The 26067-nt window shown below is 66.3% G+C and carries 25 protein-coding genes and 4 tRNA genes; 26 read left to right on the forward strand and 3 right to left on the reverse strand.

What is annotated here, in order from left to right:
- Positions 1 to 51: 51 nt before the first annotated feature.
- Positions 52 to 933, forward strand: a complete 882-nt coding sequence (htpX, locus tag D7D52_RS06650) for a zinc metalloprotease HtpX (protein WP_120735516.1) — start codon at positions 52 to 54, stop codon at positions 931 to 933.
- A gap of 151 nt (positions 934 to 1084) precedes the next feature.
- Here the strand turns inward: htpX and D7D52_RS06655 are convergent, their stop codons facing one another.
- A complete protein-coding gene (locus tag D7D52_RS06655) occupies positions 1085 to 1576 on the reverse strand; it encodes a YajQ family cyclic di-GMP-binding protein (protein ID WP_162958181.1) in 492 nt (163 codons plus the stop codon).
- Between the two features lie 139 nt (positions 1577 to 1715).
- Between D7D52_RS06655 and D7D52_RS06660 the strand changes: the two genes are divergently transcribed.
- The 10 genes from D7D52_RS06660 (at position 1716) to rplA (ending at position 6875) form a co-directional block, all read left to right on the forward strand.
- Positions 1716 to 1798 (forward strand) — tRNA-Tyr (locus D7D52_RS06660).
- 363 nt (positions 1799 to 2161) lie between these two features.
- Positions 2162 to 2234 (forward strand) — tRNA-Thr (locus D7D52_RS06665).
- A gap of 78 nt (positions 2235 to 2312) precedes the next feature.
- Positions 2313 to 2385 (forward strand) — tRNA-Met (locus D7D52_RS06670).
- 43 nt (positions 2386 to 2428) lie between these two features.
- Positions 2429 to 2599 carry a 50S ribosomal protein L33 gene (gene rpmG / locus D7D52_RS06675; protein WP_029925945.1) on the forward strand — a complete coding sequence of 57 codons (171 nt, stop codon included), beginning with the start codon at positions 2429 to 2431 and terminating at the stop codon, positions 2597 to 2599.
- A gap of 241 nt (positions 2600 to 2840) precedes the next feature.
- Positions 2841 to 3839 (forward strand): fused (3R)-hydroxyacyl-ACP dehydratase subunits HadA/HadB, encoded by a 999-nt coding sequence (locus tag D7D52_RS06680; RefSeq protein ID WP_120743873.1) that lies wholly within the window; start codon positions 2841 to 2843, stop codon positions 3837 to 3839.
- Between the two features lie 202 nt (positions 3840 to 4041).
- Positions 4042 to 4114, forward strand: a tRNA-Trp gene (locus D7D52_RS06685).
- A 29-nt stretch (positions 4115 to 4143) separates the two neighbouring features.
- A complete protein-coding gene (secE, locus tag D7D52_RS06690) occupies positions 4144 to 4527 on the forward strand; it encodes a preprotein translocase subunit SecE (RefSeq protein ID WP_162958182.1) in 384 nt (127 codons plus the stop codon).
- A gap of 135 nt (positions 4528 to 4662) precedes the next feature.
- A complete protein-coding gene (gene nusG, locus D7D52_RS06695; RefSeq protein WP_120735519.1) occupies positions 4663 to 5493 on the forward strand; it encodes a transcription termination/antitermination protein NusG in 831 nt (276 codons plus the stop codon).
- Positions 5494 to 5658: 165 nt separating this feature from the next.
- Positions 5659 to 6093 (forward strand): 50S ribosomal protein L11, encoded by a 435-nt coding sequence (gene rplK / locus D7D52_RS06700; RefSeq protein WP_120735520.1) that lies wholly within the window; start codon positions 5659 to 5661, stop codon positions 6091 to 6093.
- A 71-nt stretch (positions 6094 to 6164) separates the two neighbouring features.
- Positions 6165 to 6875, forward strand: a complete 711-nt coding sequence (gene rplA, locus D7D52_RS06705; RefSeq protein WP_120735521.1) for a 50S ribosomal protein L1 — start codon at positions 6165 to 6167, stop codon at positions 6873 to 6875.
- Positions 6876 to 7151: 276 nt separating this feature from the next.
- Here rplA and D7D52_RS06710 read toward each other — a convergent pair whose 3' ends face one another.
- Together D7D52_RS06710 and D7D52_RS06715 are read right to left on the reverse strand one after the other, a co-directional pair.
- Positions 7152 to 7436, reverse strand: coding sequence for a hypothetical protein (locus D7D52_RS06710; protein WP_120735522.1), 285 nt, complete (start codon positions 7434 to 7436; stop codon positions 7152 to 7154).
- Between the two features lie 55 nt (positions 7437 to 7491).
- Positions 7492 to 7770: a hypothetical protein gene (locus tag D7D52_RS06715; protein ID WP_162958183.1), complete on the reverse strand. Its 279-nt coding sequence runs from the start codon at positions 7768 to 7770 to the stop codon at positions 7492 to 7494.
- Positions 7771 to 8065: 295 nt separating this feature from the next.
- On the opposite strand from D7D52_RS06715, the gene D7D52_RS06720 reads away from it, so the two are divergent.
- From D7D52_RS06720 to rpoB, 15 genes are all read left to right on the forward strand, one after another.
- Positions 8066 to 8749, forward strand: coding sequence for a chymotrypsin family serine protease (locus D7D52_RS06720; protein ID WP_162958184.1), 684 nt, complete (start codon positions 8066 to 8068; stop codon positions 8747 to 8749).
- A gap of 315 nt (positions 8750 to 9064) precedes the next feature.
- Positions 9065 to 9628, forward strand: a complete 564-nt coding sequence (rplJ, locus tag D7D52_RS06725) for a 50S ribosomal protein L10 (protein WP_120735525.1) — start codon at positions 9065 to 9067, stop codon at positions 9626 to 9628.
- Positions 9629 to 9692: 64 nt separating this feature from the next.
- Positions 9693 to 10073, forward strand: coding sequence for a 50S ribosomal protein L7/L12 (gene rplL / locus D7D52_RS06730; protein ID WP_120735526.1), 381 nt, complete (start codon positions 9693 to 9695; stop codon positions 10071 to 10073).
- Positions 10074 to 10451: 378 nt separating this feature from the next.
- Positions 10452 to 11513 carry an ABC transporter ATP-binding protein gene (locus D7D52_RS06735; protein ID WP_187703120.1) on the forward strand — a complete coding sequence of 354 codons (1062 nt, stop codon included), beginning with the start codon at positions 10452 to 10454 and terminating at the stop codon, positions 11511 to 11513.
- A 10-nt stretch (positions 11514 to 11523) separates the two neighbouring features.
- Positions 11524 to 12318, forward strand: coding sequence for an MlaE family ABC transporter permease (locus D7D52_RS06740; RefSeq protein WP_120735528.1), 795 nt, complete (start codon positions 11524 to 11526; stop codon positions 12316 to 12318).
- 3 nt (positions 12319 to 12321) lie between these two features.
- Positions 12322 to 13188 (forward strand): MlaE family ABC transporter permease, encoded by an 867-nt coding sequence (locus D7D52_RS06745; RefSeq protein WP_120735529.1) that lies wholly within the window; start codon positions 12322 to 12324, stop codon positions 13186 to 13188.
- Entirely contained in the window at positions 13185 to 14537 is a 1353-nt protein-coding gene (locus D7D52_RS06750; RefSeq protein ID WP_120735530.1) for an MCE family protein, read from the forward strand. Before D7D52_RS06745 ends, D7D52_RS06750 begins: the two co-directional genes overlap by 4 nt.
- A gap of 8 nt (positions 14538 to 14545) precedes the next feature.
- A complete protein-coding gene (locus tag D7D52_RS06755) occupies positions 14546 to 15622 on the forward strand; it encodes an MCE family protein (RefSeq protein ID WP_120743874.1) in 1077 nt (358 codons plus the stop codon).
- Positions 15622 to 16629 carry an MCE family protein gene (locus D7D52_RS06760; protein ID WP_120735531.1) on the forward strand — a complete coding sequence of 336 codons (1008 nt, stop codon included), beginning with the start codon at positions 15622 to 15624 and terminating at the stop codon, positions 16627 to 16629. The genes D7D52_RS06755 and D7D52_RS06760 overlap by 1 nt, the downstream gene beginning before the upstream one ends.
- A gap of 3 nt (positions 16630 to 16632) precedes the next feature.
- On the forward strand, positions 16633 to 17892 hold the full coding sequence (locus tag D7D52_RS06765) for an MCE family protein (protein ID WP_187703121.1): 1260 nt from the start codon (positions 16633 to 16635) through the stop codon (positions 17890 to 17892).
- Positions 17889 to 19130 (forward strand): MCE family protein, encoded by a 1242-nt coding sequence (locus D7D52_RS06770; protein WP_120735532.1) that lies wholly within the window; start codon positions 17889 to 17891, stop codon positions 19128 to 19130. Before D7D52_RS06765 ends, D7D52_RS06770 begins: the two co-directional genes overlap by 4 nt.
- Positions 19127 to 20368 (forward strand): MCE family protein, encoded by a 1242-nt coding sequence (locus D7D52_RS06775; RefSeq protein ID WP_120735533.1) that lies wholly within the window; start codon positions 19127 to 19129, stop codon positions 20366 to 20368. Before D7D52_RS06770 ends, D7D52_RS06775 begins: the two co-directional genes overlap by 4 nt.
- An 86-nt stretch (positions 20369 to 20454) precedes the next feature.
- Entirely contained in the window at positions 20455 to 21258 is an 804-nt protein-coding gene (locus D7D52_RS06780) for a hypothetical protein (RefSeq protein ID WP_120735534.1), read from the forward strand.
- A 14-nt stretch (positions 21259 to 21272) separates the two neighbouring features.
- On the forward strand, positions 21273 to 22016 hold the full coding sequence (locus tag D7D52_RS37580; protein WP_162958185.1) for a hypothetical protein: 744 nt from the start codon (positions 21273 to 21275) through the stop codon (positions 22014 to 22016).
- Positions 22017 to 22572: 556 nt separating this feature from the next.
- A complete protein-coding gene (rpoB, locus tag D7D52_RS06795; RefSeq protein ID WP_120735537.1) occupies positions 22573 to 26061 on the forward strand; it encodes a DNA-directed RNA polymerase subunit beta in 3489 nt (1162 codons plus the stop codon).
- The last annotated feature ends 6 nt before the right edge of the window (positions 26062 to 26067 follow it).

A 26067-nucleotide genomic window follows, 5' to 3' on the forward strand; every position in this document is an offset into this window, starting at 1 on the left:
CGTTGACCTCGTGTGACTCAGCGATGAGGGGGCGTCAGAAGGAGACCGTTTATGCATGGGCATGGTTATGCGAACGGGTTGAAGACGTTCGGGCTCTTGGTGGGTATGTCGGCGTTGATCGTGTTCGCCGGGGCGTTGTTCCGGAGCCCCACGATTCTGATCATCGCGATTCTGCTGGCCGTCGGGATGAACGCGTACGCGTACTTCAACAGCGACAAGCTGGCGTTGCGGGCCATGCACGCGCAACCGGTGACGGAACTCGAAGCGCCGGTGATGTACCGCATCGTGCGCGAGTTGGCCACGGCCGCACGGCAACCCATGCCGCGCCTTTACATCAGTCCCACCAACGCGCCCAATGCCTTTGCCACCGGCCGCAATCCGCGCAACGCGGCGGTCTGCTGCACCACCGGCATCCTGCAGATCCTCGACGAACGCGAACTGCGGGCCGTGCTCGGCCACGAACTCTCGCACGTCTACAACCGCGACATCCTGATCTCCTCGGTCGCCGGCGCCCTCGCCTCGGTCATCTCCGGCCTGGCCAACCTCGCCTTCTTCGCCGGGATCTTCGGCGGCAACCGCGATGGTGAGGGCCCGAATGTCATTGGCATTCTGCTGGTTTCGCTGCTCGGCCCGATCGCGGCCTCGCTCATCAAACTGGCCGTCTCCCGCTCCCGCGAATACCAGGCCGACCAGGACGGCGCCGAACTCACCGGCGACCCCCTGGCCCTCGCCTCCGCCCTGCGCAAACTCGAACGCGGCACCCAAGCCGCCCCCCTGCCCCCCGAGCCGCAATTGACGGCGCAGTCCCACCTCATGATCGCCAACCCGTTCCGCAACGGCGACAAGATGGCCCGCTGGTTCTCCACCCACCCGCCCATGGAAGACCGCATCGCCCGCCTGGAAGAAATGGCCGGCGGCCCCCGCCGCTACTGAAGGGGGCTACTAGCGCCGGAGCGTGGAATGGGGGCTACTACCGGGCCGGATGCCGCTACCGGGCCGGATGCCACTTGGGGGTTCGGGGCCAGGCCCCGATTTCCCTTTTTTTGGGGGTGTGGGGGCGTAGCCCCCACCCTCGTCGCCGCTCCTAGCGGTAGTTGACGAACTGCAGGGCGATGTCGAAGTCGCCACCCTTGAGCAGGGCGATGACGGCCTGCAGGTCGTCGCGGTTCTTGCTGCTGACCCGCAACTCCTCGCCCTGAATCTGCGCCTTCACGCTCTTGGGCCCCTCGTCACGGATCTTCTTGGCGATCTTCTTCGCGTTCTCGGTGGTGATCCCCTGCACCAGGGTGCCTGTGATCTTGTACACCTTCCCGGACGCCTGCGGATCGCCGGCGTCGAACGCCTTGAGCGAGATGTCGCGGCGAATCAGCTTCTCCTTGAACACATCCAGCGCCGCCTTCACCCGGTCCTCGGACTCGGCGCTCAGAATGATCTTCTCCTCGCCCGACCATTCGATGCTCGCGCCGGTGCCGCGGAAGTCGTAGCGCTGGCTCAGCTCCTTGGCGGCCTGGTTGAGCGCATTGTCCACCTCCTGGCGATCGATCTTGCTCACCACATCGAACGACGAATCGGCCACGCTTGTGCTCCTTGTCCGAGATCGGAATTTTGGGGTTCGAACGCCGACGCTAGTCCCTGCGGCGTGGCGATATCCAGCCGGTTTGCATTGCGGGAGGGGGTTGGATGTATTCTCGTCACCGCGCCGCAAGGCGCAACCCGGCAGATTGCCCGAGCGGCCAATGGGAGCGGACTGTAAATCCGTCGGCGAAAGCCTACGTAGGTTCGAATCCTACATCTGCCACACACGAACCCCGTGGACTCCGGTCCACGGGGTTCGGTGCGTTCCGGGGTGGATTCCGGCCAAAAGCACGCCGGAATGACGGATGCGGGCACGCCGGAATGACGGATGCGGGCACGCCGGAATGACGGATGCGGGCACGCCGGAATGACGGATGCGGGCACGGCGGAATGATGGGGTGCGGGTGCGGGGACGGTCTGCTCGTCATCCCGGCGTGCTCTTGGCCGGGATCCAACGGCTCGGCCGCGCTCGCCTCTCTGGTCCTGAAAACCGGCTCTGAACACCCGGTTTGGTAGTGCGGGTGGGTGTTGTGTAATCTCGTTCAAGTCGTCAGCGCCCCGGCCGAGACCGGAGCAAGACAGACACGCCCCCTTAGCTCAGTCGGCAGAGCGTTTCCATGGTAAGGAAAAGGTCAACGGTTCGATTCCGTTAGGGGGCTCGCCGGATTGCCGGTGGTGACCGACTCGGCTTCTCCTCGCAGGACCGGGACCTTCCCGCCGTCAAGCCCAGCACCGATGGCGGTGTAGCTCAGTCGGTAGAGCAAACGACTCATAATCGTTGTGTCGCCGGTTCAAGTCCGGCCATCGCTACATACTGATATTCCAATCAGGCTGACCGGAAAGAAGGCAAATCGTGGCCGCGAAGTCCACTGATATCCGGCCAAAGATCACCTTGGCCTGCGAGCAGTGCAAGCACCGTAACTACATCACCAAGAAGAACCGGCGCAATGACCCGGACCGCCTCGAGCTGAAGAAATTCTGCCCGAACTGCGGTACCCACCGGGCGCACCGCGAATCTCGATAACTTAACCCCGCGCGCTCTACCGCGTGGAAGAAGTGCCGGATCGGCTGGTCAGATCGTCTCTTGGAAAGGGACATTGGCTCCGATCCGGCACTTGGTGTATATAGCGGTGGTTCAGCGCTCCGCCCGATCCTGATGAAGGATCAGATAGGGACTCCCTGCCGTGACGATCAACACCGAGATCAATGAGGCCGCCGTGCTCGATTCCACCGAGGCCTTCGACCCCGCCGCGCACGCCGCCGCGATGGTCGGCTACCACTACCGCGTCGACGACTACTACGAGGTCGGCCGCGAGAAGGTGCGTGAATACGCCCGCGCCGTGCAGGACTACCACCCGGTGCACTGGGACGAGGACGTCGCCCGCAGCTACGGCCACGACAGCCTGGTGGCCCCGCTCACCTTCATCTCCCTGGTCGGAATCCTGGCCCAGCGCAAGCTCTTCGAGCAGATCGTCACCGGCTACGACCTGAGCCAGATCATGCAGACCGATCAGATCCTGGAGTTCCACCGGCCCATCAAGGCCGGCGACCAGCTGTCGTGCATCGTCTACCTGCACTCGTTCCGGCAGGCCTTCGGCGGCGACATCATCGTCACCCGCAACGATGTGGTCGCCCAGAACGACGAGCTGGTGCTCACCACCTACACCACCCTGATCGGCCGCAGCGGCGGTGACATCGATCCCAATATCGGTGACGCCGTGCGCAATGTGCTCATGCACGGCGTCGGCCCGGACGCCGCCGACGCCGACCAGCCCGTCACCATCGACGCCCCCGAGCAGGCCGTCGAACTCGCCTGCACCGGACGCGTGGTGGCCAGCTCGCGCGCCCGCCGGTTCGAGGAGATCGCCGCCGGGGACGAACTGCCCTCCCGCACAGTGCTGCTCACCCGCGGTGACCTGGTGAACTACGCCGGCGTCTCCGGCGACGCCAACCCGATCCACTGGAGCGACGACGTCGTGAAGCTGGTCGGCCTGGAAAACGTTGTGGCGCACGGCATGCTGACCATGGGTCTGGGCGGCGGCTTCGTCACCTCCTGGCTCGGCGACCCGGGCGCGGTCAAGGAGTACAACGTCCGCTTCACCAGCCCCGTCTACGTCCCCGCCGACCGTCCGGCGGAGATCGAATACACCGGCAAGGTGAAGTCCGTGGACCCCGAGACCCGCACCGCGGTGATCGCGATCGTGGCGAAGTCGGAGGGCCGCAAGATCTTCGGCCGCGCCACCGCAACCGTCCAGCTGTTCTGACTCTCGACCAGGCAGGCCAGGCCCCTGGATTCGACCTACGCTGCGCCACCCCGATTGGCGATCGCCGCGCGGGGTGACGTAGACTCGGGAATCTGGGGTCACCAGCCGATGCGCGCTGCTCCGAGGAGCGGCGCGTATGTTGTGTGAAACCCCGTGTACAACTGAAGAAGAACAGTGGCTGGACCCAACCCCGTCCGGCCGAAGGGGCGTAGCTCAACTGGCAGAGCAGCGGTCTCCAAAACCGCAGGTTGCAGGTTCAAGTCCTGTCGCCCCTGCCCTGGATGCCGACGTAGAGAGGATCGACGTGCGCGACGAGGAGCGGGACCTTCGCCACGAAGATGGCGATGACACCGCCGCGGTGGCTCGGCCGAGCGGCAAGCGATCCGCCCGGCGTGCACGCGCCGCGTCGTCGACCGCGACCATCGAGCGGCCGTCCCCGACGAAGGCAACCACCAAGCAGTCCGGCAAAGCCAAGAAGGCCGGAAAAGACGGCCGGGCCAATCCCTTCGTGAGCCTGTGGACGTTCCTCAAGCAAGTTGTTGCGGAACTACGCAAGGTCATCTGGCCCAACCGCAAACAGATGGTCACCTATACGAGCGTTGTCCTGGTGTTCGTGATCTTCGTGATCGCGTTCATCGGCGGGTTGGATGTGGCGTTCATCAAGGGTGTCAGCTGGCTCTTCGGCTAGGCGGCACGATGACCGCCTCTGACCGTCGCAGCCGGTGACCGGCCCCCGTGCAGAGGCGGGGAGCGGGACCATCCGCCGGGCGTATTGCCCCGGCGCGCAGAGGATTACGTGACGACCAAGAAAGCGAGTGCCCCAGTGAGCACCCCGGAGAACGGCACAACCGAGGAATTCCCGGTGGAGGACGTGGTGATCGAGGAGACCGCCGCGGACGCCGACGACGCTGAGGCCACCGACGCCGCCGACGACTTCACCGCCGCCGAGGCCGGCGAGTTCGCCGCCGACGCCGAGGAGGACGAGCCCGCCCGGCCCGCCGCCCAGATCACCGACGAGCCCGCCGACCCGGTGGCCGAGATGACGGCCGCGCTGCGTCGCGCCCCCGGTGACTGGTATGTCGTGCACTCCTACGCCGGCTACGAGAACAAGGTGAAGACCAATCTCGAGACCCGCGTGCAGAACCTCGGTCTCGAGGAGTACATCTTCCAGGTCGAGGTGCCGACCGAAGAGGTCACCGAGATCAAGAACGGCCAGAAGAAGAACGTCAACCGCAAGGTGCTGCCGGGCTACATCCTGGTTCGCATGGAGCTCAACGACGAGTCCTGGGGCGCGGTGCGCAACACCCCCGGCGTCACCGGTTTCGTCGGCGCCACCTCGCGCCCGTCGCCGCTGACCATCCCCGAGGTCGTGAAGTTCCTGGTCCCGGCCGCGCAGCAGAAGAAGGCGGCCCCGGCCACCGCGGCTGCCGCCGCCGCGGCGAGCACCGGCGGCGACGCCCCGCTGACCAAGCCGATCATCGAGGTCGACTTCGAGGTCGGCGAGTCGGTCACCGTCATGGACGGCCCCTTCGCCACCCTCCCGGCCAGCATCTCCGAGGTCAATGCCGAGCAGCAGAAGCTCAAGGTGCTGGTCTCGATCTTCGGCCGCGAGACTCCGGTCGAGCTGGCCTTCACGCAGGTCGCCAAGATCTAGTCGCATGAAGGCGGTGGCCCGGGTTTCACCCGGTGTCACCGCCTTTTTTGCGTTCACGTAGACTTGCCGGGTTGTGCCTCGGGCCGAAACTTGACTTTCCCCAGGCACGCGAATCCCGGATAAGGCTTACGGGAATCCGTAAGGAACCTAACCCAAGGAAGAAAGATGCCCCCGAAGAAGAAGAAGGTCTCTGGGCTTATCAAGCTCCAGATCCAGGCCGGTGCCGCTAACCCGGCCCCGCCGGTCGGCCCCGCGCTGGGTCAGCACGGCGTCAACATCATGGAGTTCTGCAAGGCGTACAACGCGGCGACCGAGTCGCAGCGCGGCAACGTCATCCCGGTCGAGATCACGGTCTACGAAGACCGCTCGTTCGACTTCAAGCTGAAGACGCCGCCCGCCGCGCGTCTGCTGCTGAAGGCCGCGGGAATCCAGAAGGGTTCGGCCGAGCCGCACCGCAACAAGGTCGCGCAGATCACCATGGACCAGGTCCGTGAGATCGCCAAGACCAAGCAGGAAGACCTGAACGCCAACGACATCGACGCCGCGGCGAAGATCATCGCCGGCACCGCCCGCTCGATGGGTATCACCATCGCGGAGTAGAGCTTTCGAGCTCGCTGTGGGAGGGACCGCCTGTCCCGCACCACTTCTGACTTAGACAAGGACAGACAAACATGGCAAAACGAAGCAAGGCTTATCTCGAGGCGGCCGCCAAGGTCGACCGCGCCGCGCTGTACTCCCCGCTGAGCGCCGTGCGCCTGGCCAAGGAGACCGCGACCACCAAGACCGACGCGACCGTCGAGGTCGCCGTCCGTCTGGGCGTCGATCCCCGCAAGGCCGACCAGATGGTCCGCGGCACCGTCAACCTGCCGCACGGCACCGGTAAGACCGCCCGCGTCATCGTGTTCGCCGTCGGCGACAAGGCCGCCGAGGCCGAGGCCGCCGGTGCCGACGCCGTGGGCGCCGAGGACCTGATCGAGCGCATCCAGGGTGGCTGGCTGGACTTCGACGCCGCCATCGCGACCCCGGACCAGATGGCCAAGGTCGGTCGCATCGCGCGTGTCCTGGGCCCGCGCGGTCTGATGCCGAACCCCAAGACCGGCACCGTCACCCCCGACGTGACCAAGGCCGTTCAGGACATCAAGGGCGGCAAGATCAACTTCCGTGTCGACAAGCAGGCCAACCTGCACTTCGTGATCGGCAAGGCTTCCTTCGACGATGCGAAGCTGGCCGAGAACTACGGCGCCGCGCTCGACGAGATCCTGCGTGTCAAGCCCTCCACCGCGAAGGGCCGCTACGTCAAGAAGGTGACGTTCTCCACGAACACCGGACCGGGCATCCCGGTGGATCCGAACCGCACCCGCAACTTCGCCGAAGAGGACTGAGTCTTCTTCGCGATCGCGTAGCGACGCAAAAACATACAAGGGCCAGCGCGATAAATCGCGCTGGCCCTTGGTGGTTGGTGGGGCCGGGTGCTTCGCGACTCGCAGTTGGGGCGGTGAATCGCGCTGCCCTTGGTGGTTGGTGGGGCCGGGTGCTTCGCGACTCGCAGTTGGGGCGGTGAATCGCGCTGCCCTTGGTGGTTGGCGGGGCCGAGTGCTTCGCGACTCGCAACTGGGGCGGTGAATCGCGCTGGCCCTTGGCGGTTGGTGCCGGGGTGGTCAGCCGACGTGGGGGTTGAGGTCCATGGTGCAGATGTGGCTGCTGCCCGGGGCCAGGGCGCCGAGGGTGCAGAAGAGGACGGCGAGGCCGCCGACGACTACTTCGCCCGGACCGGGCATGTTGGCGGATCCGGCCCAGAGGCCGGAGGAGCCGGAGCTGCCGCCCGAGCCGGAGTCGGCGACCGGGATGGCCGCACCGGAAGTAGGGGCGGCATTCGCGGGGGTGAGCGCGAGGCCGCACAGCGCGGCGGAAATGGTCGCGGCGGCAAGGGATTTGACGAGCATGGTGGAGCTTTCTGAGATCGATCCCGCGGCGCGGGGTGATCCGCCCTCGGTGGGGTTAGTTGGCGGAGCCGGAGTTCGGGGTGTTGCAGAGGGGGTTGGGGTTGGGGGAGGGGGAGGCCCACATGCCGCAGAGGAGGACGTAGAGGAGGGAGAGGGGGACTTTGAGGAGTTGGGCGGAGCCTGAGGCGGAGCCGGAGTCGGCGATGGAGTCCGCGATGGATTGGGCGGGGGCGGCGGGCGTCACAGGGGTCGCTGTGGCGGGGGTGGCGGCCATGCCGATCAGGGCGGTCGAGAGTGCGGTGGCGGCAAGGGCTTTGGTGAGCATTCGGCTCATGGGGGGACCTCCGATTCGGTGAACGCGTTGAACGTAGCCGGTGAAATGCTCGCTATGAATACCCATGTTTTCTGGGGGCAGGGAGTTGTAACGCCCTGCTGCGGGTAGGCGAACGCGCGCCGGGTGCGGCGTGGCGTTCTCGACACGCCGGGCGACCGGGGGAGCGATCGAGGTCGCGGGGTTGGGCGCGGGCGGGGTTTGGATGGGACGAGGGTGATCGTCCATCCGAGGTGGAGGCGTGATGAACCGATATCGGTCGGCGGCAATGCTTTTCGGGGTGGCGTTGGTGACCGCTATGTCCGTTGATTCCGTGGCGCACGCGGAGGCGGGGCGGGTGCCGGTGGGCGGGGGAACGGGGGTGGCCCTGCAGTGGGGGGCGCCGGTGGGCTCGGTGGCGCTGGTGCATTTCTGCACGCTGACCGCGATCGGGTCGGATGCGGCGGGGAATCTGGTGGGGCTCACGAATGCGCACTGCGCGTCGGGGAGCCAGCGGCACGGGGTCGGAGACGCGGTCTATCCGCAGTCGGCGGTGGCCGGCGGCGGATTCGACCCGGCGGTGGAGCGGATCGGGACGGTGGACTACATCAGCGGCGGGAATCCGATCGCGCCCGGACCGCACGGTGTCGGACTGGATTACGCCGTCATCGTTTTCGACCGAGACAAGGTGGAACCCGTTGCGACGGTGGGGGATACGACCATCCGCCGCATCGCCGCACCGCCGCCGGAAGGAACTCCGGTCTGCAAACAGGGCAACACCAGCGGCCGGACCTGCGGCACCACGCTCACCTCGATGGGCCCCTACCTGGTGACCACGGTGCCCGAGTTCCCCGGCGACTCCGGAGCACCGGTGGTCGCGGGCGACGCGCTGATCGGCAATCAGTGGGTGTGGGGCGGCAGTTCGTCGATCACCGCCATCCTCGAGGATCTGGACCGCCGCGGCGGGCTCGGAGCCGGATTCCACCTCGATTTTGCTGGGTAGATGCGCGTCCGCTATATTGGACGACGGTCCTCGACCGGCTTTTCGAAGTCACGGCTTTTCGAAGCCACTGTCGAAGATCACCCCCAATCGTTCTACCGAAGACCGTTGGTTGCTGCCGCGAGGCAGTCGAAGGTCCGGCGATATTGCCGGCGACCCACGCAGGGAGAGCCGAGGTCGGGAAACCGCGAGCAATCGCGATCGTTTCTTGTGCGCCCCGGGTTCGCTCTGCGACCGGGGCGTTAGCTTTGTCGCCGGCCCCTGTGGCGGAACTCGGTAGTTCATACGAGAACCGACCATCCAGAGAGGAGGCGAAGTATGGCAAAGGCTGAGAAGGTCACCGCGGTCGCGGAGATCACTGAGCAGTTCAAGTCGTCCACGGCGACGGTCGTCACGGAATACCGTGGCCTGTCGGTCGGCAAGATCACTGAGCTGCGTCGTGCGCTCGGCGCGAACGCTACCTACTCCGTCGCCAAGAACACCCTGGTCAAGCGTGCCGCCGCAGAGGCGGGCGTGGAAGGCCTGGATGACTTGTTCGTCGGTCCGACCGCTATCACCTTCATCACCGGTGAGCCGGTCGACGCCGCGAAGGCGCTGAAGGCGTTCGCCAAGGACAACAAGGCGCTCATCATCAAGGGCGGCTACATGGACGGCGCCGCGCTGTCCGTGTCCGAGGTCGAGCGCATCGCCGACCTGGAGTCGCGCGAGGTGCTGCTGGCCAAGCTGGCCGGTGCCATGAAGGGCAACCTGTCGAAGGCCGCCGGCCTGTTCGCCGCTCCCGGCAACCAGGTCGCGCGCCTGCTGGCCGCGCTGCAGGAGAAGAAGGAAGCCGAGGGTGGCGCTGCCGCTCCGGCCGCCGATGCTCCGGCCGACGCCGAATAAGTCACTACCCCAAACCTATTCGTCGCTGCCCGCGCGGTGACGGAACTACCGAAAGGAAATATCAATGGCCAACGTTGATGAGCTGCTCGAGACCTTCGCCGGCATGACCCTGCTGGAGCTGTCCGAGTTCGTGAAGGCGTTCGAGGACAAGTTCGAGGTCACCGCCGCTGCTCCGGTCGCCGTCGCCGCCGCCGGTGGCGCTGCTGCCCCCGCCGAGGCCGCCGAGGAGCAGGACGAGTTCGACGTCATCCTCGAGGGTGCCGGCGACAAGAAGATCCAGGTCATCAAGGTCGTTCGCGAGATCGTCTCCGGCCTGGGCCTGAAGGAAGCCAAGGACCTGGTCGAGGGCGCCCCGAAGGCGATCCTGGAGAAGGTCAACAAGGAGGCCGCCGAGGCCGCCAAGGCGAAGCTCGAAGAGGCCGGCGCCAAGATCACCGTCAAGTAAGACGGAGATCCGCCGGGGCGACCCGGCGCCCGGAGGGGGAGGTATGCGGGGGCAACCCCCGCACCCCCCGAAAGGAAGCAGGCTTCGCCCCGAACCGGATGGGTGGGAGATTCCCCAATCACCGGGATTCCGGGCGACACGTCGGTTGTGAAAAGAGCGGTTCCCATTGGGGGGCCGCTCTTTTCGCGTATTCTTCTCCCTTGATTCCACCGTGATCGGGACACGCGAATGAAACTTTCTACCGACCGGTCAGGTCCCGGTGTCCGAGACGGTATATATGCGATACAGTGGCCGAACCTACTGTGATGCGCCACACCGCGCGAATTTTGTGGCTTGCGGTTACATGTAGGGCGCTCGTCGGAGAAAGTGGAGGTTGGCGTGGGCGTCGAGGTCAGGACCGAAGGCATCACGAAGTCGTTCGGTTCCCAGCGTATTTGGCAGGACGTCACGCTGACGCTGCCGCCGGGGGAAGTCAGCGCTCTGCTCGGCCCGTCGGGTACCGGTAAGTCCGTCTTCCTGAAGTCGTTGATCGGCCTGCTCCGCCCGGAGAAGGGCTCGATCTACATCGACGGCACCGACATCACCACCTGCTCGAACAAGGATCTGTACGAGATCCGCAAGCTGTTCGGCGTCCTGTTCCAGGACGGCGCGCTGTTCGGGTCCATGAACCTGTTCGACAACACGGCCTTCCCGTTGCGCGAGCACACCAAGAAGAGCGAATCCGAGATCAAGAAGATCGTCATGGAGAAGCTCGAGCTGACCGGTCTGCTCGGCGCCGAGGGCAAGCTGCCCGGTGAGATCTCCGGTGGTATGCGCAAGCGCGCCGGCCTGGCTCGCGCGCTGGTGCTGGACCCGCAGATCATTCTCGTCGACGAGCCGGACTCGGGTCTGGATCCCGTTCGCACGACCTATCTCTCGCAGCTGTTGATCGATATCAACGCGCAGATCGACGCGACGATCCTGATCGTCACGCACAACATCAACCTGGCCCGGACCGTGCCGGACAACATCGGCATGCTGTTCCGCCGCAACCTGGTCATGTTCGGCCCCCGCGAGGTGCTGCTCACCTCGGAGGAGCCGGTGGTCAAGCAGTTCCTCAACGGCCGCATGCAGGGCCCCATCGGTATGTCCGAGGAGAAGGACGAAGCCCAGATGGCCCGCGAGCAGGCCATGTTCGACGCCGGTCACCACAGCGGCGGCGCCGAAGAGGTCGAGGGCATCATCCCGCAAATGAAGGCGCAGCCCGGTATGCCCGTGCGCGGCGCCGTGGCGCGGCGCCGCGAGCGGGTTCGCCAGATCATGCACCAGCTGCCGCCGGCTGCCCAGGAGGCCATCCGGGAGTCCATGGAGCAGAACGGCGATGATCCCGACACGCAGGTGATTCCCGCCTACCAGGGCGGGTACGACACCACGGTTCGACAGAACCTGACTAACGGGTAACATACGCGGCGTGAACCCCACCCTGACGCGACTGCGCACCCCGGTCGAGTCGGGACTTGCCCAGGCCGGCAACATCTTCGCACTCTTCTTGGACGTGCTGCGCAAGACGTTCCGCCGGCCCTTCCAGATCCGGGAGTTCATCGAGCAGTCGTGGTTCATCGCGAGTGTCTCGATCCTCCCGGCCGCACTGGTGGCAATCCCGTTCGGCGCCGTGGTGGCCCTGCAGACCGGTTCGCTCATCAAGCAGCTGGGCGCGGAGAACTTCACCGGTGCGACCAGCGTGCTGGCCACCGTTCAGCAGGCCGCCCCGGTGGTGACCGCGTTGATCATCGCCGGCGCCGCCGGATCCGCGGTGGCCGCCGATCTCGGCTCGCGCACCATCCGCGAGGAGATCGACGCCATGGAGGTGCTGGGCATCGATCCCATTCAGCGCCTGGTGGTTCCGCGCGTGCTCGGCATGATGCTGATCGCCTTCCTGCTCAACGGCCTGGTGTCGGTGGTCGGCATCTGCGGCGGCTATTTCTTCAACGTGGGTCTGCAGGGCGGCACCCCGGGCGCGTATCTCGCGTCCTTCTCCGCTCTCGCGCAGATCCCCGACCTGGTCATCGGCGAGATCAAGGCGCTGATCTTCGGTGTCGTGGCGGGCGTCATCGCCGCCTACAAGGGCTTGCATCCGAAGGGGGGACCGAAAGGAGTGGGTGACGCGGTGAACCAGTCCGTGGTGATCACGTTCCTGGTGTTGTTCTTCCTGAATCTGGTTCTCACCCTGATCTACCTTCAGGTCGTCCCCGCAAAGGGCGCGTGACCCATGGTCGTTTCGCAGCGTTCCACCGTTTTCTCCCGGTCGGCGCGCCGGGTGAAGCCGGTCCTCGAGGCCCCGGTCAACCTGGTCGATCGGGCCGGGGACCAGATGTCGTTCTACTCCAGGGCGATTGCCGCGATCCCGCGCACGATCCTGCACTTCCGCAAGGAGGTCATGCGGCTGCTGGCCGAGGTGACCTTCGGCTCGGGTGCGCTCGCGGTCATCGGCGGCACCATCGGCGTGATCGTGTTCATGTCGGCCTCGGTCGGCGTGGTCGTGGGCCTGCAGGGCTTCAAGGCCCTCGACGCCCTGGGCTCCGGTGTCCTCACCGGCTTCCTGACCGGCTACATCAACACCCGTGAGCTTGCGCCCCTGGTTGCGGCACTGGCACTTTCGGCGACGGTCGGCTGCGGCTTCACCGCGCAGCTGGGCGCCATGCGCATCTCCGAGGAGATCGACGCGCTCGAGGTGATGGCGGTGCCGTCGGTGCCGTTCCTGGTGACCACCCGCGCCATCGCGGGCTTCCTCGCGGTGATCCCGCTGTACGTGGTCGGCCTGCTGGGCACCTACGTGGCGTCGCGGTTGATCAGCATCTACTTCAACGGGCAGTCGAGCGGTTCCTACGACCACTACTTCAGCTTGTTCCTGCCACCCGAGGACGTGCTCTATTCGTTCGTGAAGGTGCTCGTCTTCGCGTTCGTGATCATCCTGGTGCACTGCTACTACGGCTACAACGCCAGCGGCGGTCCCGCGGGCGTGGGCGTGGCCGTGGGCCGCGCGGTGCGCGCCGCCATCGTGCTGATCAACGTGCTGGACTTCTTCCTCTCCCTGGCCATTTGGGGCACCACCACGACGGTGCGGGTGGCCGGATGAGCAACCCCAGGAACGTGGAGCTGTGGCGCTCCACGGAGAAGCTGCGCAAGCGCACGCTCGGCGTGCTGTTCTTCCTCGTGGTGGCGCTGTTCCTGTGGACCACCATCGCCATCTACAACAAGCAGTTCACCGATGCGGTGCGGGTCAACCTGATCACCGACACCGTCGGAAACGCCTTGACCCGCAACGCGGATGTGAAGGTCCGCGGCGTCACCGTGGGCGAGTTGCGGTCGAGCAAGTACGACGGCAAGAACGTCACCCTCGACCTGGCCATCGATCCGGGCAAGGCGAGCGAGATCCCGGCCAATGTGACCGCGCGCCTGCTGCCCAAGACGCTGTTCGGCGAGCGCTACATCGACCTGACGTGGCCGGACAACCCGCAGGGGCATCTGACCGCGGGCGTCACCCTGCATCAGGACACCACCGGCAATGCCGTCGAGGTCAGCCAGCTGCTGGATCACATTCTGCCGCTGCTGCAGGCGATTCCGCCGCAGTACCTGTCCTCCACGCTGGGCGCGCTGTCCAACGCGCTGCAGGGCCAGGGCACGGAGCTGGGCAAGACCGTCGACCGGCTCGACGACATCATCACCCAGGTCAACGGCGAAATGCCGACGCTGCAACAGGATCTGAAGAGCCTCGCGGATGTGGCCACCACCTACGCGGCCGCGGCGCCGCAGCTGGTGGACGCGCTGGACAACCTGCGCACCACCAATGCCACCATCGTGCAGAAGCGTTCGCAGGTCGACACCCTGCTGGCGACGCTCACCCCGAGCGCCTCCACCACCGCGGACTTCCTGCTGGCCAACCGCGACAACATCATCGACGTGGCCGCGGACTCGCGGCCCGCGCTGGAGGCGCTGGCCAAGTACTCGCCCAGCTACAGCTGCGCGCTGGCCGGATTCGCGGAGCTCAAGCCGCGCATCGACCAGATCTTCGGCAAGGGCACCGATCTGCCGGGGTCGCGGGTGAGCGTGTCGATCGTGAACCCGCGCGGCCGCTACGTGCCCAATCAGGACGAGCCGCGCTGGTTCGATTCGCGTGGGCCGCTGTGCATTCCGATGTATCCGCCGGGCACCGATCCGGGCCAGTACACCGACGGCTCCGCCAACGACGGCTCCTACCAGCCGCCCAGCCGCAATCCGGGCGACCAGAACATCGGCAAGATGCCGGAGCCGCAGTACAGGGTGTACGGGCCGCAGACGCCGACCACCGCGTACTCGCCGCAGGAGTCGCAGACGCTCGGCGCGATCTACGGTGCGGCGCACGGCGTGTCGCCCGAGGAGGTGCCCAGCTGGGTCACCAGGATCGCCGCCCCGGCATTCCGCGGCAGTGAGGTGAGCGTCAAGTGAAGGATCTGTTGCGCGGCCTCGGGCCGACGCTGACCAAACTGATCGCCTTCATTCTCGTCACGGTCTTCCTGACGGGCGTGCTGGCGCTGACCATCGCCAACTACGGTGGCGGCGGCACCAAGTTCAATGCCCGCTTCACCGACGTGACGTCGCTGAACAAGGGCGACGAGGTGCGCATCGCGGGTGTCCGCGTGGGCAAGGTGACCAATGTGGCCATCGTGGACAAGCGGCTGGCCAATGTGGAATTCGAACTCACCGACCGGGATTGGCTGCCCGCCTCCACCACCGCGACCATCAAGTACCGCAACCTGGTGGGCCAGCGCTACATCGCGCTGGAGCAGGGCACCGGCGAACAGGGCCGAAAGATCAACAAGGGCGCGACGATTCCGCTGGAGCGCACCAAGCCGGCGGTCAATCTGACCGAGCTGTTCAACGGTTTCCGGCCGCTGTTCCAGACGCTGACGCCCGAGGACGTGAACAAGCTGTCCTACGAGATCATCCAGGTCTTCCAGGGTGAGTCCGGGACCATCGCGGATCTGGTCGCCAACACCGCCTCGCTCACCAACAAGGTGGCCGACAAGGACGCGGTGATCGGCGAGCTGATCAAGAACCTGAATGCCGTGCTGGACAGCATCAATTCGCGCGGCGACCAGCTCGACCAGCTGATCGTGAACACCGAGGCGCTGGTCAGCGGGCTCGACGCCGATCGCGGCACCATCGGTTCCGCGGTCAGCTCGCTGGGCAATCTGGCCTCGGCCACCGCCGACCTGCTGGTCCCGGTGCGGCCGAACCTGCAGGGCGCGATCGCCGGGCTGAATCAGCTCACCGGCACCCTCAACGATCGCAAGGACGAGGTCGACGAGGGCCTGACCAACCTGCCCATCAAGATGGAGAAGCTCGGCCGCGCCGCCTCGTACGGCTCCTGGTTCCAGTTCTACCTGTGCGGCATCGACATCGTGGTCGGACCGGGCACCAAGGACGCGCCGCAGCTGAACTTCCCGCCCGCACTGCAGAACATGCCGACGGTGAACCAGCCGATCTACACGAACCCGGCCCCGCGCTGCCATGGGAAGGGAGGCCGCTGATGGACGACCGCGTCGTATTGGGCAAGCGCAGTCCGGTGTTCATGGGTGGGCTCGGCCTGCTCATGGTGGTGCTGGTGACCATGTCCGCGTTCAACCTGGACAAGCTGCCGCTGCTCGGGGCCGGCACCAAGTACACCGCCGAGTTCTCCGAGGCCGCGGGCCTGAAGAAGGGCAACGAGGTGCGCATCGCCGGCGTGAAGGTCGGCTCGGTCTCCGACGTCCGCCTCGACGGCGACAAGGTGCTGGTCGACTTCCGCACCAAGGACGCCTGGGTGGGCAACGAGACCACCGCCTCCATCCAGATCAAGACGCTGCTCGGGCAGAAGTATCTGGCGCTCGATCCCAAAGGCACCAAAGTGCTGGCGCCGTCGGATCGGATTCCGTTGTCGCGCACCGTATCTCCCTACGATGTGGTGGACGCGTTCAGCGATGCCGCCAAGAACATCGAGGAGACCAACACCGCGCAGCTGGCGCAGAGCTTCCAGGTGCTGTCGGACGCCTTCTCGACGACGCCGCCGGAACTGCGCGGCTCCATCGACGGTGTGGCGCGGCTGTCGGAGTCGCTGGCCAAGCGCGACGATCAGCTGAAGAAACTGTTCACCGCCACCAAGACCACTTCGAAGGTGCTCGCGGACCGCAATCAGGAGTTCGAGCGGCTCATCGCCAACGGCGGCGAGCTGCTGGGCGAGCTGAACGTGCGCCAGCAGGCCATCCATCAGCTGCTCACCGGCGCGAAAACCGTTGCGGCGGAACTGACCGCGCTGGTCAAGGACAACGAGGACCAGATCGGCCCGGCGCTGACCAACCTGAACAAGACCATCGACCTGCTCAACAGCCACGAGGCCGACATCTCCAAGACCCTCACACTGGCGGCCCCGTTCTACGGCATGTACGCCAACGTGCTGGGCACCGGCCGCTGGTTCGACGCGGTCATCACCAACCTGATTCCGCCCGCGCTGCCCGACATTCCGGGTGACCGCCAGCCGATCCGAAAGTTGGGAGGGTAAGCCGTGGCGAACAATCCGCTCACCGCGCTGCGTGAGAGCAGTACCAAGAGCAAGGTCATCGCCGTGGTCGCCGTCCTCGCGGTGGCGCTCGCGGCGGTGGCGTGGTGGGGCTTCCAGAAGCTCAACACCACCACCATCACCGCGGACTTCGACAAGTCGATCGGCATCTATGTCGGCTCGGACGTGCGCATCCTCGGTGTCCCGGTGGGCCACGTGAAATCGGTGACCCCCAAGGGCGACATCGTCCAGGTGGTCATGGAAGTCGATCGGAAATACGACATTCCGGCCGACGCCAAGGCCGCCCAGATCACCCCGTCGGTGGTGTCGGACCGCTACATCCAGCTCGCGCCCGCCTACAAGGGCGGGGCCAAGATGGGCCGCAACGCCAGCATCCCGAAGGACCGCACCGCGACCCCGGTCGAGGTGGACCGGCTCTACAAGTCGATCACCGAACTCTCGGATGCGTTGGGCCCCAACGGCGCCAACAAGGACGGCGCGCTCAATCAGCTGGTGCGCACCTCCGCCGACAATCTCTCCGGCAACGGTGAGGCGCTGGGCAACAGCTTCACGCAGCTGTCCAAAGCCGCTGCCGCGCTGTCGGATTCGCGCACCGACATCTTCGACACGGTCAAGAACCTGCAGACCTTCGTGCAGACGCTGGCCGACAACGACGCCCAGGTGCGGACGTTCAACAGTCAGCTGGCCTCGCTGGCCGGGTTCCTGTCCGACGAGCGGCAGACCCTCGGCGACGCGCTGAGCCTGCTGTCGGTCGCGCTCGGCGACGTGGCCCGGTTCATCGACAACAACCGGGATCTGGTGCAGTCCAACGCGGATGCCCTCACCAAGCTCACCCAGACCCTCGCCGATCAGCGCGACGATCTGGCCAAGGCGCTGCCGCTCATCCCGACCGCGCTGAGCAACCTGATCAACGTGCACAACGGTGAGACCGGCACGCTGGACATGCGCCCCAACTTCACCGACCTGCAGGACCCGTTCGGGGTCATCTGCAAGATGCTGGACCTGGGCAAGCTGCGACCCGGCGACCCCAAGTTCGACGCCATCTCCCAGCAGCTGCAGCCGATCCTGAACAACTGCAAGGCGATCACCGACCAGATCACCGCGGGTGTGAAGACGCCGACGCTGGTGCTGCCCTTCGGCATCCTCAGCGGCGAGAACGAGCAGCACAACACCGTGCCCGGCAGCGTCCCCGGCACCCCGTCCGACCAGTTGCCGCCGTCGCAGCAGGAAGGTGGGCAGCGATGAGCGCCAACCGGATTCGCGGGGGCGGGATCAGGCGCGCCGCCTTGGTCGCCACCTCGCTGGGCGCGGTCACCCTGGTGGCCGCGGGCTGCGGCGCCGACAGCATCCCGCTGCCCGGCGGCCCCAATGTGGGCAAGCACCCCATGCATCTCGACATCCGCTTCTCCGATGTGCTGGACCTGGTCCCGCAGTCGTCGGTGAAGGTGGACGGCGTGGCCGTGGGCCGGGTCGACAAGATCCGCATCGCCCCCGACAACGCCTGGGAAGCCAGCGTGCAGGTGCTGGTCAGCGATGACGTGAAGCTGCCCGCCAACGCGCGCGCCGAGGTCAAGCAGACCAACCTGCTCGGCGAGAAGTACATCGAGCTGTCCGCGCCCGCCAAGGACGCCGACTCCGCGCCGCTGAAGGACGGGGCCAAGATCCCGGTCGAGAACACCCGCACCGCCACCGAGGTGGAGCAGGTGCTGGGCGCGCTGTCGCTGCTGCTCAACGGCGGCGGCGTGGCGCAGCTGCAGCCGATCGTGGTGGAGCTCAACAAGACGCTCGGCGGCCGCGAGGGCAAGGTTCGCGATCTGCTGAACCAGGCCAACATCCTCATCAAGGGGCTCGACGACCAGGTCGACAACATCACCCGCGCGCTGGACAGCCTCGACACGCTGACCAGCCGGGTGGGGCAGCAGACCACGCAGATCTCCAAGATCCTCGACGAGCTGCCCGCCGGCATCAAGATCCTGAACGAGCAACGGCCGCAACTGATTCAGATGCTCGGTCAGCTGGATCGGGTGGGGCAGGCCGGATTCGACGTGCTCAACCACTCCAAGGACAACCTGATCACCGATCTGTCCTCGCTGCGGCCCACGCTGCAGGCGCTGGGCAATTCGGCCGGCGACCTGGTGACCGCGTTCCCGCTCATCCCGACCTACCCGTTCCCGGACGAGGCGATCAAGTCCGCGTTCGGCGGCCAGGTCAACACCTGGCTCTCGGTCGACCTGCAGATCGGCACCCTGCTGTCGAATCTCGGTGTGGGCAAACCGAATCCGCAATACCTGCCGCCCAACGGGCGCCAGGTGAACGTGGATCCGACCAACCCGTACTACAACGGCAACGGACCGCGCGGCGGCTGGCCGACGGTGTCGCTGCTGCCGCTGCCGCCAACCGTGGCGCGGCCGACCGGGGCGGCGGGCCCGACCGATCCGCTCGGATCGATCCTCGAGCAGCTGGGAGTGGGTGCTCCGCGATGACACGTCTGGTACGCATTCAGCTGATCGCCTTCGCGCTCATCGCCGTCCTCGGCGTGGTGTACGTGGGCGCGCGATACGTTCGCCTGGACAACATGCTGGGCTTCGGGCTCTACAAGGTGAAGGTGCAGGCCAAGGAGACCGGCAACCTGTCCAAGGGCGCCGAGGTCACCTACCGCGGCGTGCCCGTGGGCCGGGTCGGCGACCTCGACATCACCCCCGACGGGGTGCTGATCACCCTGGAGATGGACTCCGGCAAGCCGAAGGTGCCCGCGAACGCCAAGGCCGCCATCGCCGATCGGTCCGCCATCGGTGAGCAGTACGTGGACCTGATGCCCACCAGCGACGGTTCGCCCTACCTGCGCGACGGGTCGATCATCGACGGGGCGACCACGCCCATCCACGTCGAGGACCTGCTGTCGAGCGTCGATCATTTCGCCGGCACCACCGACCTGATGGCGCTGTCGAAGACCATCACCGAACTCGGTAAGGCGTTCGACGGCAAGGGCGACGACCTCAAGGTGCTGGTGGACTCGCTCAACAAGTTCACCGCGACCGCCAGCGGCGACAACCTGCAGCAGACGCTCGCGCTGCTGCGCTCGTCGCGCACGGTACTGGGCACCCAGGCCGAGCAGTCGCCGGCGATCCTGCGGTTCAGCGACGGCCTCGATCAGCTCACCGCGCAGCTGAAGTCCAATGATCCGGACATCCGCCGCCTCATCGGCACCGGCACCGACGCGGCCTCCGCGATCCAGCGCCTGCTGACCGAGAGCGGCCCGGCCCTCACCAAGGACCTCGGCAACCTGCGCACCCTGCTGCTGGCGATCTCGCCGAAGTTCTACGCGCTCGGCCCGGTGCTGCAGATGCTGCCGCTGCTGCCGCTCGGTGGCTCCTCCACCGCGCCCGGTGACGGCACCACCCACTTCGGGCTGGTGCTCGAGACCAACAACCCGCCCGCCTGCACCGTGGGATACGAAGGCACGCAACGGATTCTGGACCAGATGAAGGCTCAGAACCCCAAGTTCGACGACACCCGCGACGACTTCCCGTACAACACCCAGGCCGGGTGCGCGGTGCCGCAGGGCAGCGAGACCGATGTGCGCGGGGCGCGCAGCGCCGAGCTGGCGGACCCGAGCGTGCCGCAGCCGTGGGACGACAAGCCCAAGTACGACCCGGACAAGCTCAACCTGAACCCGGTCGCGACCCAGCTGTCGACCCTCATGGGCATCACGCCCAAGTAGGACGACCGGCCCTGCAATCGGAGCCACAGAGCGGGCGCCGACAGAGTCACAGACAGGGCTCGAGGAGAGGAAAGTATGGTGGCGGCGTGAGCCAGCTAAAGGACAGCGATTCCGGGGACAACCTCGAGAAGCCGACGGAGACGTCGGTTCCCGACACCACCCCGGACGCCTCCTCGGCTGACGCAGGCACCCCGCAGCGCGAATCCGGTACGGAGACGGCCGAATCCGCGGCCACTGCCGAACCGACCGTGGTGCTCGACAAGCCCGCGGCCGGGGATCCGCCGGTCGCCGCCCCGCCTGCCGCACCGGCCGCGGGCCTGGACGCGCGGCGCGCCGCCACCGTGGGCGCGGCCGTGCTGCTGGTCGCCGCGGCCGTCGCCGCGGTCGTGGTCGGCTTCCTCTGGTTCGGCGATCACAAGGACGAGACCCGGGCGCAGGCGCGCGATGCCGCGCTCACCGACGCTCGCCAGGCCGCCACGAACCTGATGTCCATCAACCCGGACGATATCGACGGGTCGCTGGCAAATATCCGGTCATCCATGACGGGGGAGCTGCTCAAGCAGCAGGAGGACGGGCAGGATCAGCTCAAGCAGACCGCCCAGGACTCCAAGACCCGCATCACCGCCGACGTCGAGGGCATCACGCTCACCTCGCTCGACAGCGAACTCGACCATGCCTCTGCCTTCGCGGTGCTGAAGATCACCCGCAGCTGGCCCGGCGGCCAGCCCGCCACCTTCCGGCAGCTGTGGACCCTCGACATGCTGAAGGTCGGCAGCACCTGGAAGGCCGAGAAGGCCCAGAACCTGGGTGAGCCGGTGCCGCTGGGCGCCGCGACCCCGCAGGGCGGGCAGCAGCCCGCCGCCACCCCGACCCCCGCACCGGGCAACTAAGGAGGGAGTGACCCATGGCCAATCGGAAACGCCCCGTCAACCGCGTCACCACCCCACGCCGCCCGGCCGCCGCGCGCGGCACCGCCTCGCGCACCACCGCCGCGGACGTGACGAACGCCCGGTCCACCACCGAGCGTTCCACCCGGTCCACCACCGGGTCGCGCGCCACCCCGCGCGGCCGGGGCCGGGCCGGTACGCCGGCCAAAGCCTCTGCCCCGCAACAGTATTCCAAGCCGTCCCGAGAGGGCGGATTTTGGCGTAACTGGGGTGTCGCCACGATCTGCGCCGCGCTGGCCGCGCTGCTACTGGCTTTTGCCATCACCGGCGCCGTCAAACATTGGGTGAGCAAGCCCACGTCGGACTCGGGCAATCTGGCCTACGTCGACAACGCGGCCACCGACGAGGTGAAGGCCGCCGGCGACCACGCCCTGGCCACCCTCTACGGCTACAAGGCCGCCGAGATCGACAAGTGGAAGTCGAGCGTCAACTCGGTGCTGACCGACAAGATGCAGAAGGACTTCGCCAAATACGTCGACACCACGGTCGACACCATCAAGCAGACCCAGACGGACACGCAGGTCAAGACCGACCCCATCGGCGTGACCCTGCTCACCGGCGACCGGGCCGAACTGCTGGTCAACCTGAACATCTCCGCCGTCAAGGACGGCAAGCCCGAACCCCTCGCCTCGGGCCCGATCGTGCTGCGCATGCAGAAGGTCGGCGGCCACTGGCTCGCCGCTGAGATCACTGACAAATAGGCCCTGAGATCACCGGCAAGTAGGCGGCCCAGGGCCGTGCCTACCGGTGTCTTTCCGGTATCGCGCCACGTCGTGGGGTGATCTTGTACTGGGACAGGCGATCTCGCGTTTTGTCAACTCGGACCGCCACTTGACGACTTTCGTCCGAGCCGTCACGCTATTCACAACAGCGGCGGCTGTCACAGGGGACAAGCGCCGGCGAGGGCCTTGCGAACGCAGCCAGCGGACACTGCGGCCCAGCCGGAAATCCGTGTGGACACCGTCACTCGCCGTGTCGATGGTGGCGCTCTGCTCGCCCGGATATCGACACGGACACACCGGGGTGAAGTTGACGCCCACGGATCACCACGGGTGGTACTTTGACACCCCCGTAGGTTTGGGTGTAGTTTTGGACGTTGCGCTGGCTGCCTCCTGTCCATACCTCGATCGCATCACGAAAGTTCCACCTTCCGGTGTTACTTCCGCTGTTTGCTGTTCGGGTTTCGTTCGGGGTAGTAACCAGCGGAATTCGTAGCAGACAAGCGACGGTCGCGGACCACCACGCGACGCGCGTGAGGTGCTGGAAGGACGCATCTTGGCAGTCTCCACCCAGACCAAGGCCGGTATCCCCGGAGCCCCGAAGCGGGTGTCTTTCGCGAAGATTCGCGAACCCCTGGAGGTTCCCGGACTTCTCGATCTACAAACCGAATCGTTCGCCTGGCTGGTCGGTTCAGCAGACTGGCGTGAGCGTGCCATCGCGCGCGGCGACGTCACGAACCCCACCGGGGGCCTCGAGGAGGTGCTCGAGGAGCTCTCTCCGATCGAGGACTTCTCCGGCTCCATGTCGCTGTCCTTCTCCGACCCGCGCTTCGAAGAGGTCAAGGCCTCCATCGAGGAGTGCAAGGACAAGGACATGACCTACGCGGCGCCGCTGTTCGTGACCGCGGAGTTCATCAACAACAACACCGGTGAGATCAAGTCTCAGACGGTCTTCATGGGCGACTTCCCGATGATGACCGACAAGGGCACGTTCATCATCAACGGCACCGAGCGCGTCGTCGTGTCGCAGCTGGTCCGTTCGCCCGGCGTCTACTTCGACGAGTCCATCGACAAGTCGACCGAGAAGACGCTGCACTCGGTGCGTGTCATCCCGTCGCGCGGCGCGTGGCTGGAATTCGACGTCGACAAGCGCGACACCGTCGGTGTGCGTATCGACCGCAAGCGTCGGCAGCCGGTCACCGTGCTGCTCAAGGCGCTGGGTCTGACCACCGAGGAGATCACCGAGCGCTTCGGTTTCTCCGAGATCATGATGTCCACCCTCGAGAAGGACTCCACCCCGGGTCAGGACGAGGCGCTGCTGGACATCTACCGCAAGCTGCGTCCGGGCGAGCCGCCGACCAAGGAGTCCGCGCAGACCCTGCTGGAGAACCTGTTCTTCAAGGAGAAGCGCTACGACCTGGCCCGCGTCGGCCGCTACAAGGTCAACAAGAAGCTGGGCGTCAATGCCGGTGTGCCCGTCCAGGGTTCGGTGCTGACCAAGGAAGACATCGTCGCGACGATCGAGTACCTGGTGCGCCTGCACCAGGGCGACAAGCTCATGACCGTCCCCGGCGGCGTCGAGGTTCCGGTCGAGGTCGACGACATCGACCACTTCGGCAACCGTCGTCTGCGGACGGTTGGCGAGCTGATCCAGAACCAGATCCGCGTGGGCCTCTCGCGTATGGAGCGTGTCGTGCGTGAGCGCATGACCACCCAGGACGTCGAGGCCATCACCCCGCAGACCCTGATCAACATCCGTCCCGTCGTGGCGGCGATCAAGGAGTTCTTCGGCACCTCGCAGCTGTCGCAGTTCATGGACCAGAACAACCCGCTCTCGGGTCTGACCCACAAGCGCCGCCTGTCGGCGCTGGGCCCGGGTGGTCTGTCGCGTGAGCGCGCCGGCCTGGAGGTCCGTGACGTCCACCCGTCGCACTACGGCCGCATGTGCCCGATCGAGACCCCGGAAGGCCCGAACATCGGCCTGATCGGTTCGCTCTCGGTCTACGCCCGGGTGAACCCGTTCGGTTTCATCGAGACCCCGTACCGCAAGGTCGTCGACGGCCGCGTCACCGATGAGGTCCGCTACCTCACCGCCGACGAGGAGGACCGCCACATCCGCGCCCAGGCGAACTCGCCGGTCGACGCGGACGGTCGGTTCATCGAGGAGCGCGTCCTCGCCCGCCACGGCAACGAGGAAATGGAATACGTCCCCGCCCGGGACATCGACTACATGGATGTCTCGCCGCGCCAGATGGTGTCGGTCGCGACGGCCATGATTCCGTTCCTCGAGCACGACGACGCCAACCGTGCCCTCATGGGCGCGAACATGCAGCGTCAGGCCGTGCCGCTGATTCGTTCCGAGTCGCCGCTGGTCGGCACCGGTATGGAGCTGCGTGCCGCGGTCGACGCCGGCGACGTGGTCGTGAACCAGAAAGCCGGTGTGGTGGAAGAGGTTTCGGCCGACTTCATCACCGTCATGCACGACGACGGCACCCGTCGCAGCTACCGCCTGCGCAAGTTCGAGCGCTCCAACCAGGGCACCTGCGCCAACCAGCGTCCGATCGTGGACGAGGGCATGCGCGTGGAGGCCGGGCACGTGCTCGCCGACGGCCCCTGCACCGAGAACGGTGAGATGGCCCTGGGCAAGAACCTGCTCGTGGCGATCATGCCGTGGGAAGGCCACAACTACGAGGACGCGATCATCCTGTCGCAGCGCCTCGTGGAGGACGACGTGCTCACCTCGATCCACATCGAGGAGCACGAGATCGACGCTCGCGACACCAAGCTCGGCGCCGAGGAGATCACCCGGGACATCCCGAACGTCTCCGACGAGGTGCTGGCGGACCTGGACGAGCGCGGCATCGTGCGCATCGGCGCGGAGGTCCGTGACGGCGACATCCTGGTCGGCAAGGTCACCCCGAAGGGCGAGACCGAGCTGACCCCCGAAGAGCGCCTGCTGCGCGCCATCTTCGGTGAGAAGGCTCGCGAGGTTCGCGACACCTCCCTCAAGGTGCCCCACGGTGAGTCCGGCAAGGTCATCGGCGTGCGCGTGTTCTCGCGTGACGACGACGACGATCTGCCCCCCGGCGTGAATGAGCTGGTGCGCGTGTACGTCGCGCAGAAGCGCAAGATCCAGGACGGCGACAAGTTGGCCGGCCGCCACGGCAACAAGGGCGTCATCGGCAAGATCCTCCCGCAGGAGGACATGCCGTTCCTGCCCGACGGCACCCCGGTCGACATCATCCTGAACACCCACGGCGTGCCGCGTCGTATGAACATCGGTCAGGTGCTGGAAACCCACCTGGGTTACATCGCCAAGACCGGCTGGCAGGTCGAAGGAACTCCGGACTGGGCCAAGAACCTGCCCGAGGAGATGATCGGCCAGCCCGCCGACACGAACATCGCCACCCCGGTGTTCGACGGCGCGCGTGAGGAAGAGTTGACCGGCCTGCTCGGTTCGACGCTGCCGAACCGCGACGGCGAGAAGATGATCGACGACAACGGCAAGGCGATCCTGCTGGACGGCCGCTCCGGCGAGCCGTTCCCGTACCCGGTGGCCGTCGGCTACATGTACATCCTGAAGCTGCACCACCTGGTCGACGACAAGATCCACGCCCGTTCGACCGGTCCGTACTCGATGATCACGCAGCAGCCGCTGGGTGGTAAGGCGCAGTTCGGTGGTCAGCGCTTCGGTGAGATGGAGTGCTGGGCCATGCAGGCCTACGGCGCCGCCTACACCCTGCAGGAACTCCTCACCATCAAGTCGGACGACGTGGTCGGCCGCGTGAAGGTGTACGAGGCGATCGTCAAGGGCGAGAACATCCCGGAGCCGGGCATTCCGGAGTCGTTCAAGGTGCTGCTCAAGGAGCTGCAGTCGCTGTGCCTGAACGTGGAGGTGCTGTCCTCGGACGGCGCCGCCATCGAGATGCGCGACGGCGACGACGAGGACCTGGAGCGCGCCGCGGCGAACCTGGGTATCAACCTGTCCCGCAACGAGGCTGCGACGGTCGACGACCTGGCGCAGTGAGCGATT

The sequence above is a fragment of the Nocardia yunnanensis genome (assembly GCF_003626895.1).
Classification (GTDB): Bacteria; Actinomycetota; Actinomycetes; order Mycobacteriales; family Mycobacteriaceae; genus Nocardia; species Nocardia yunnanensis.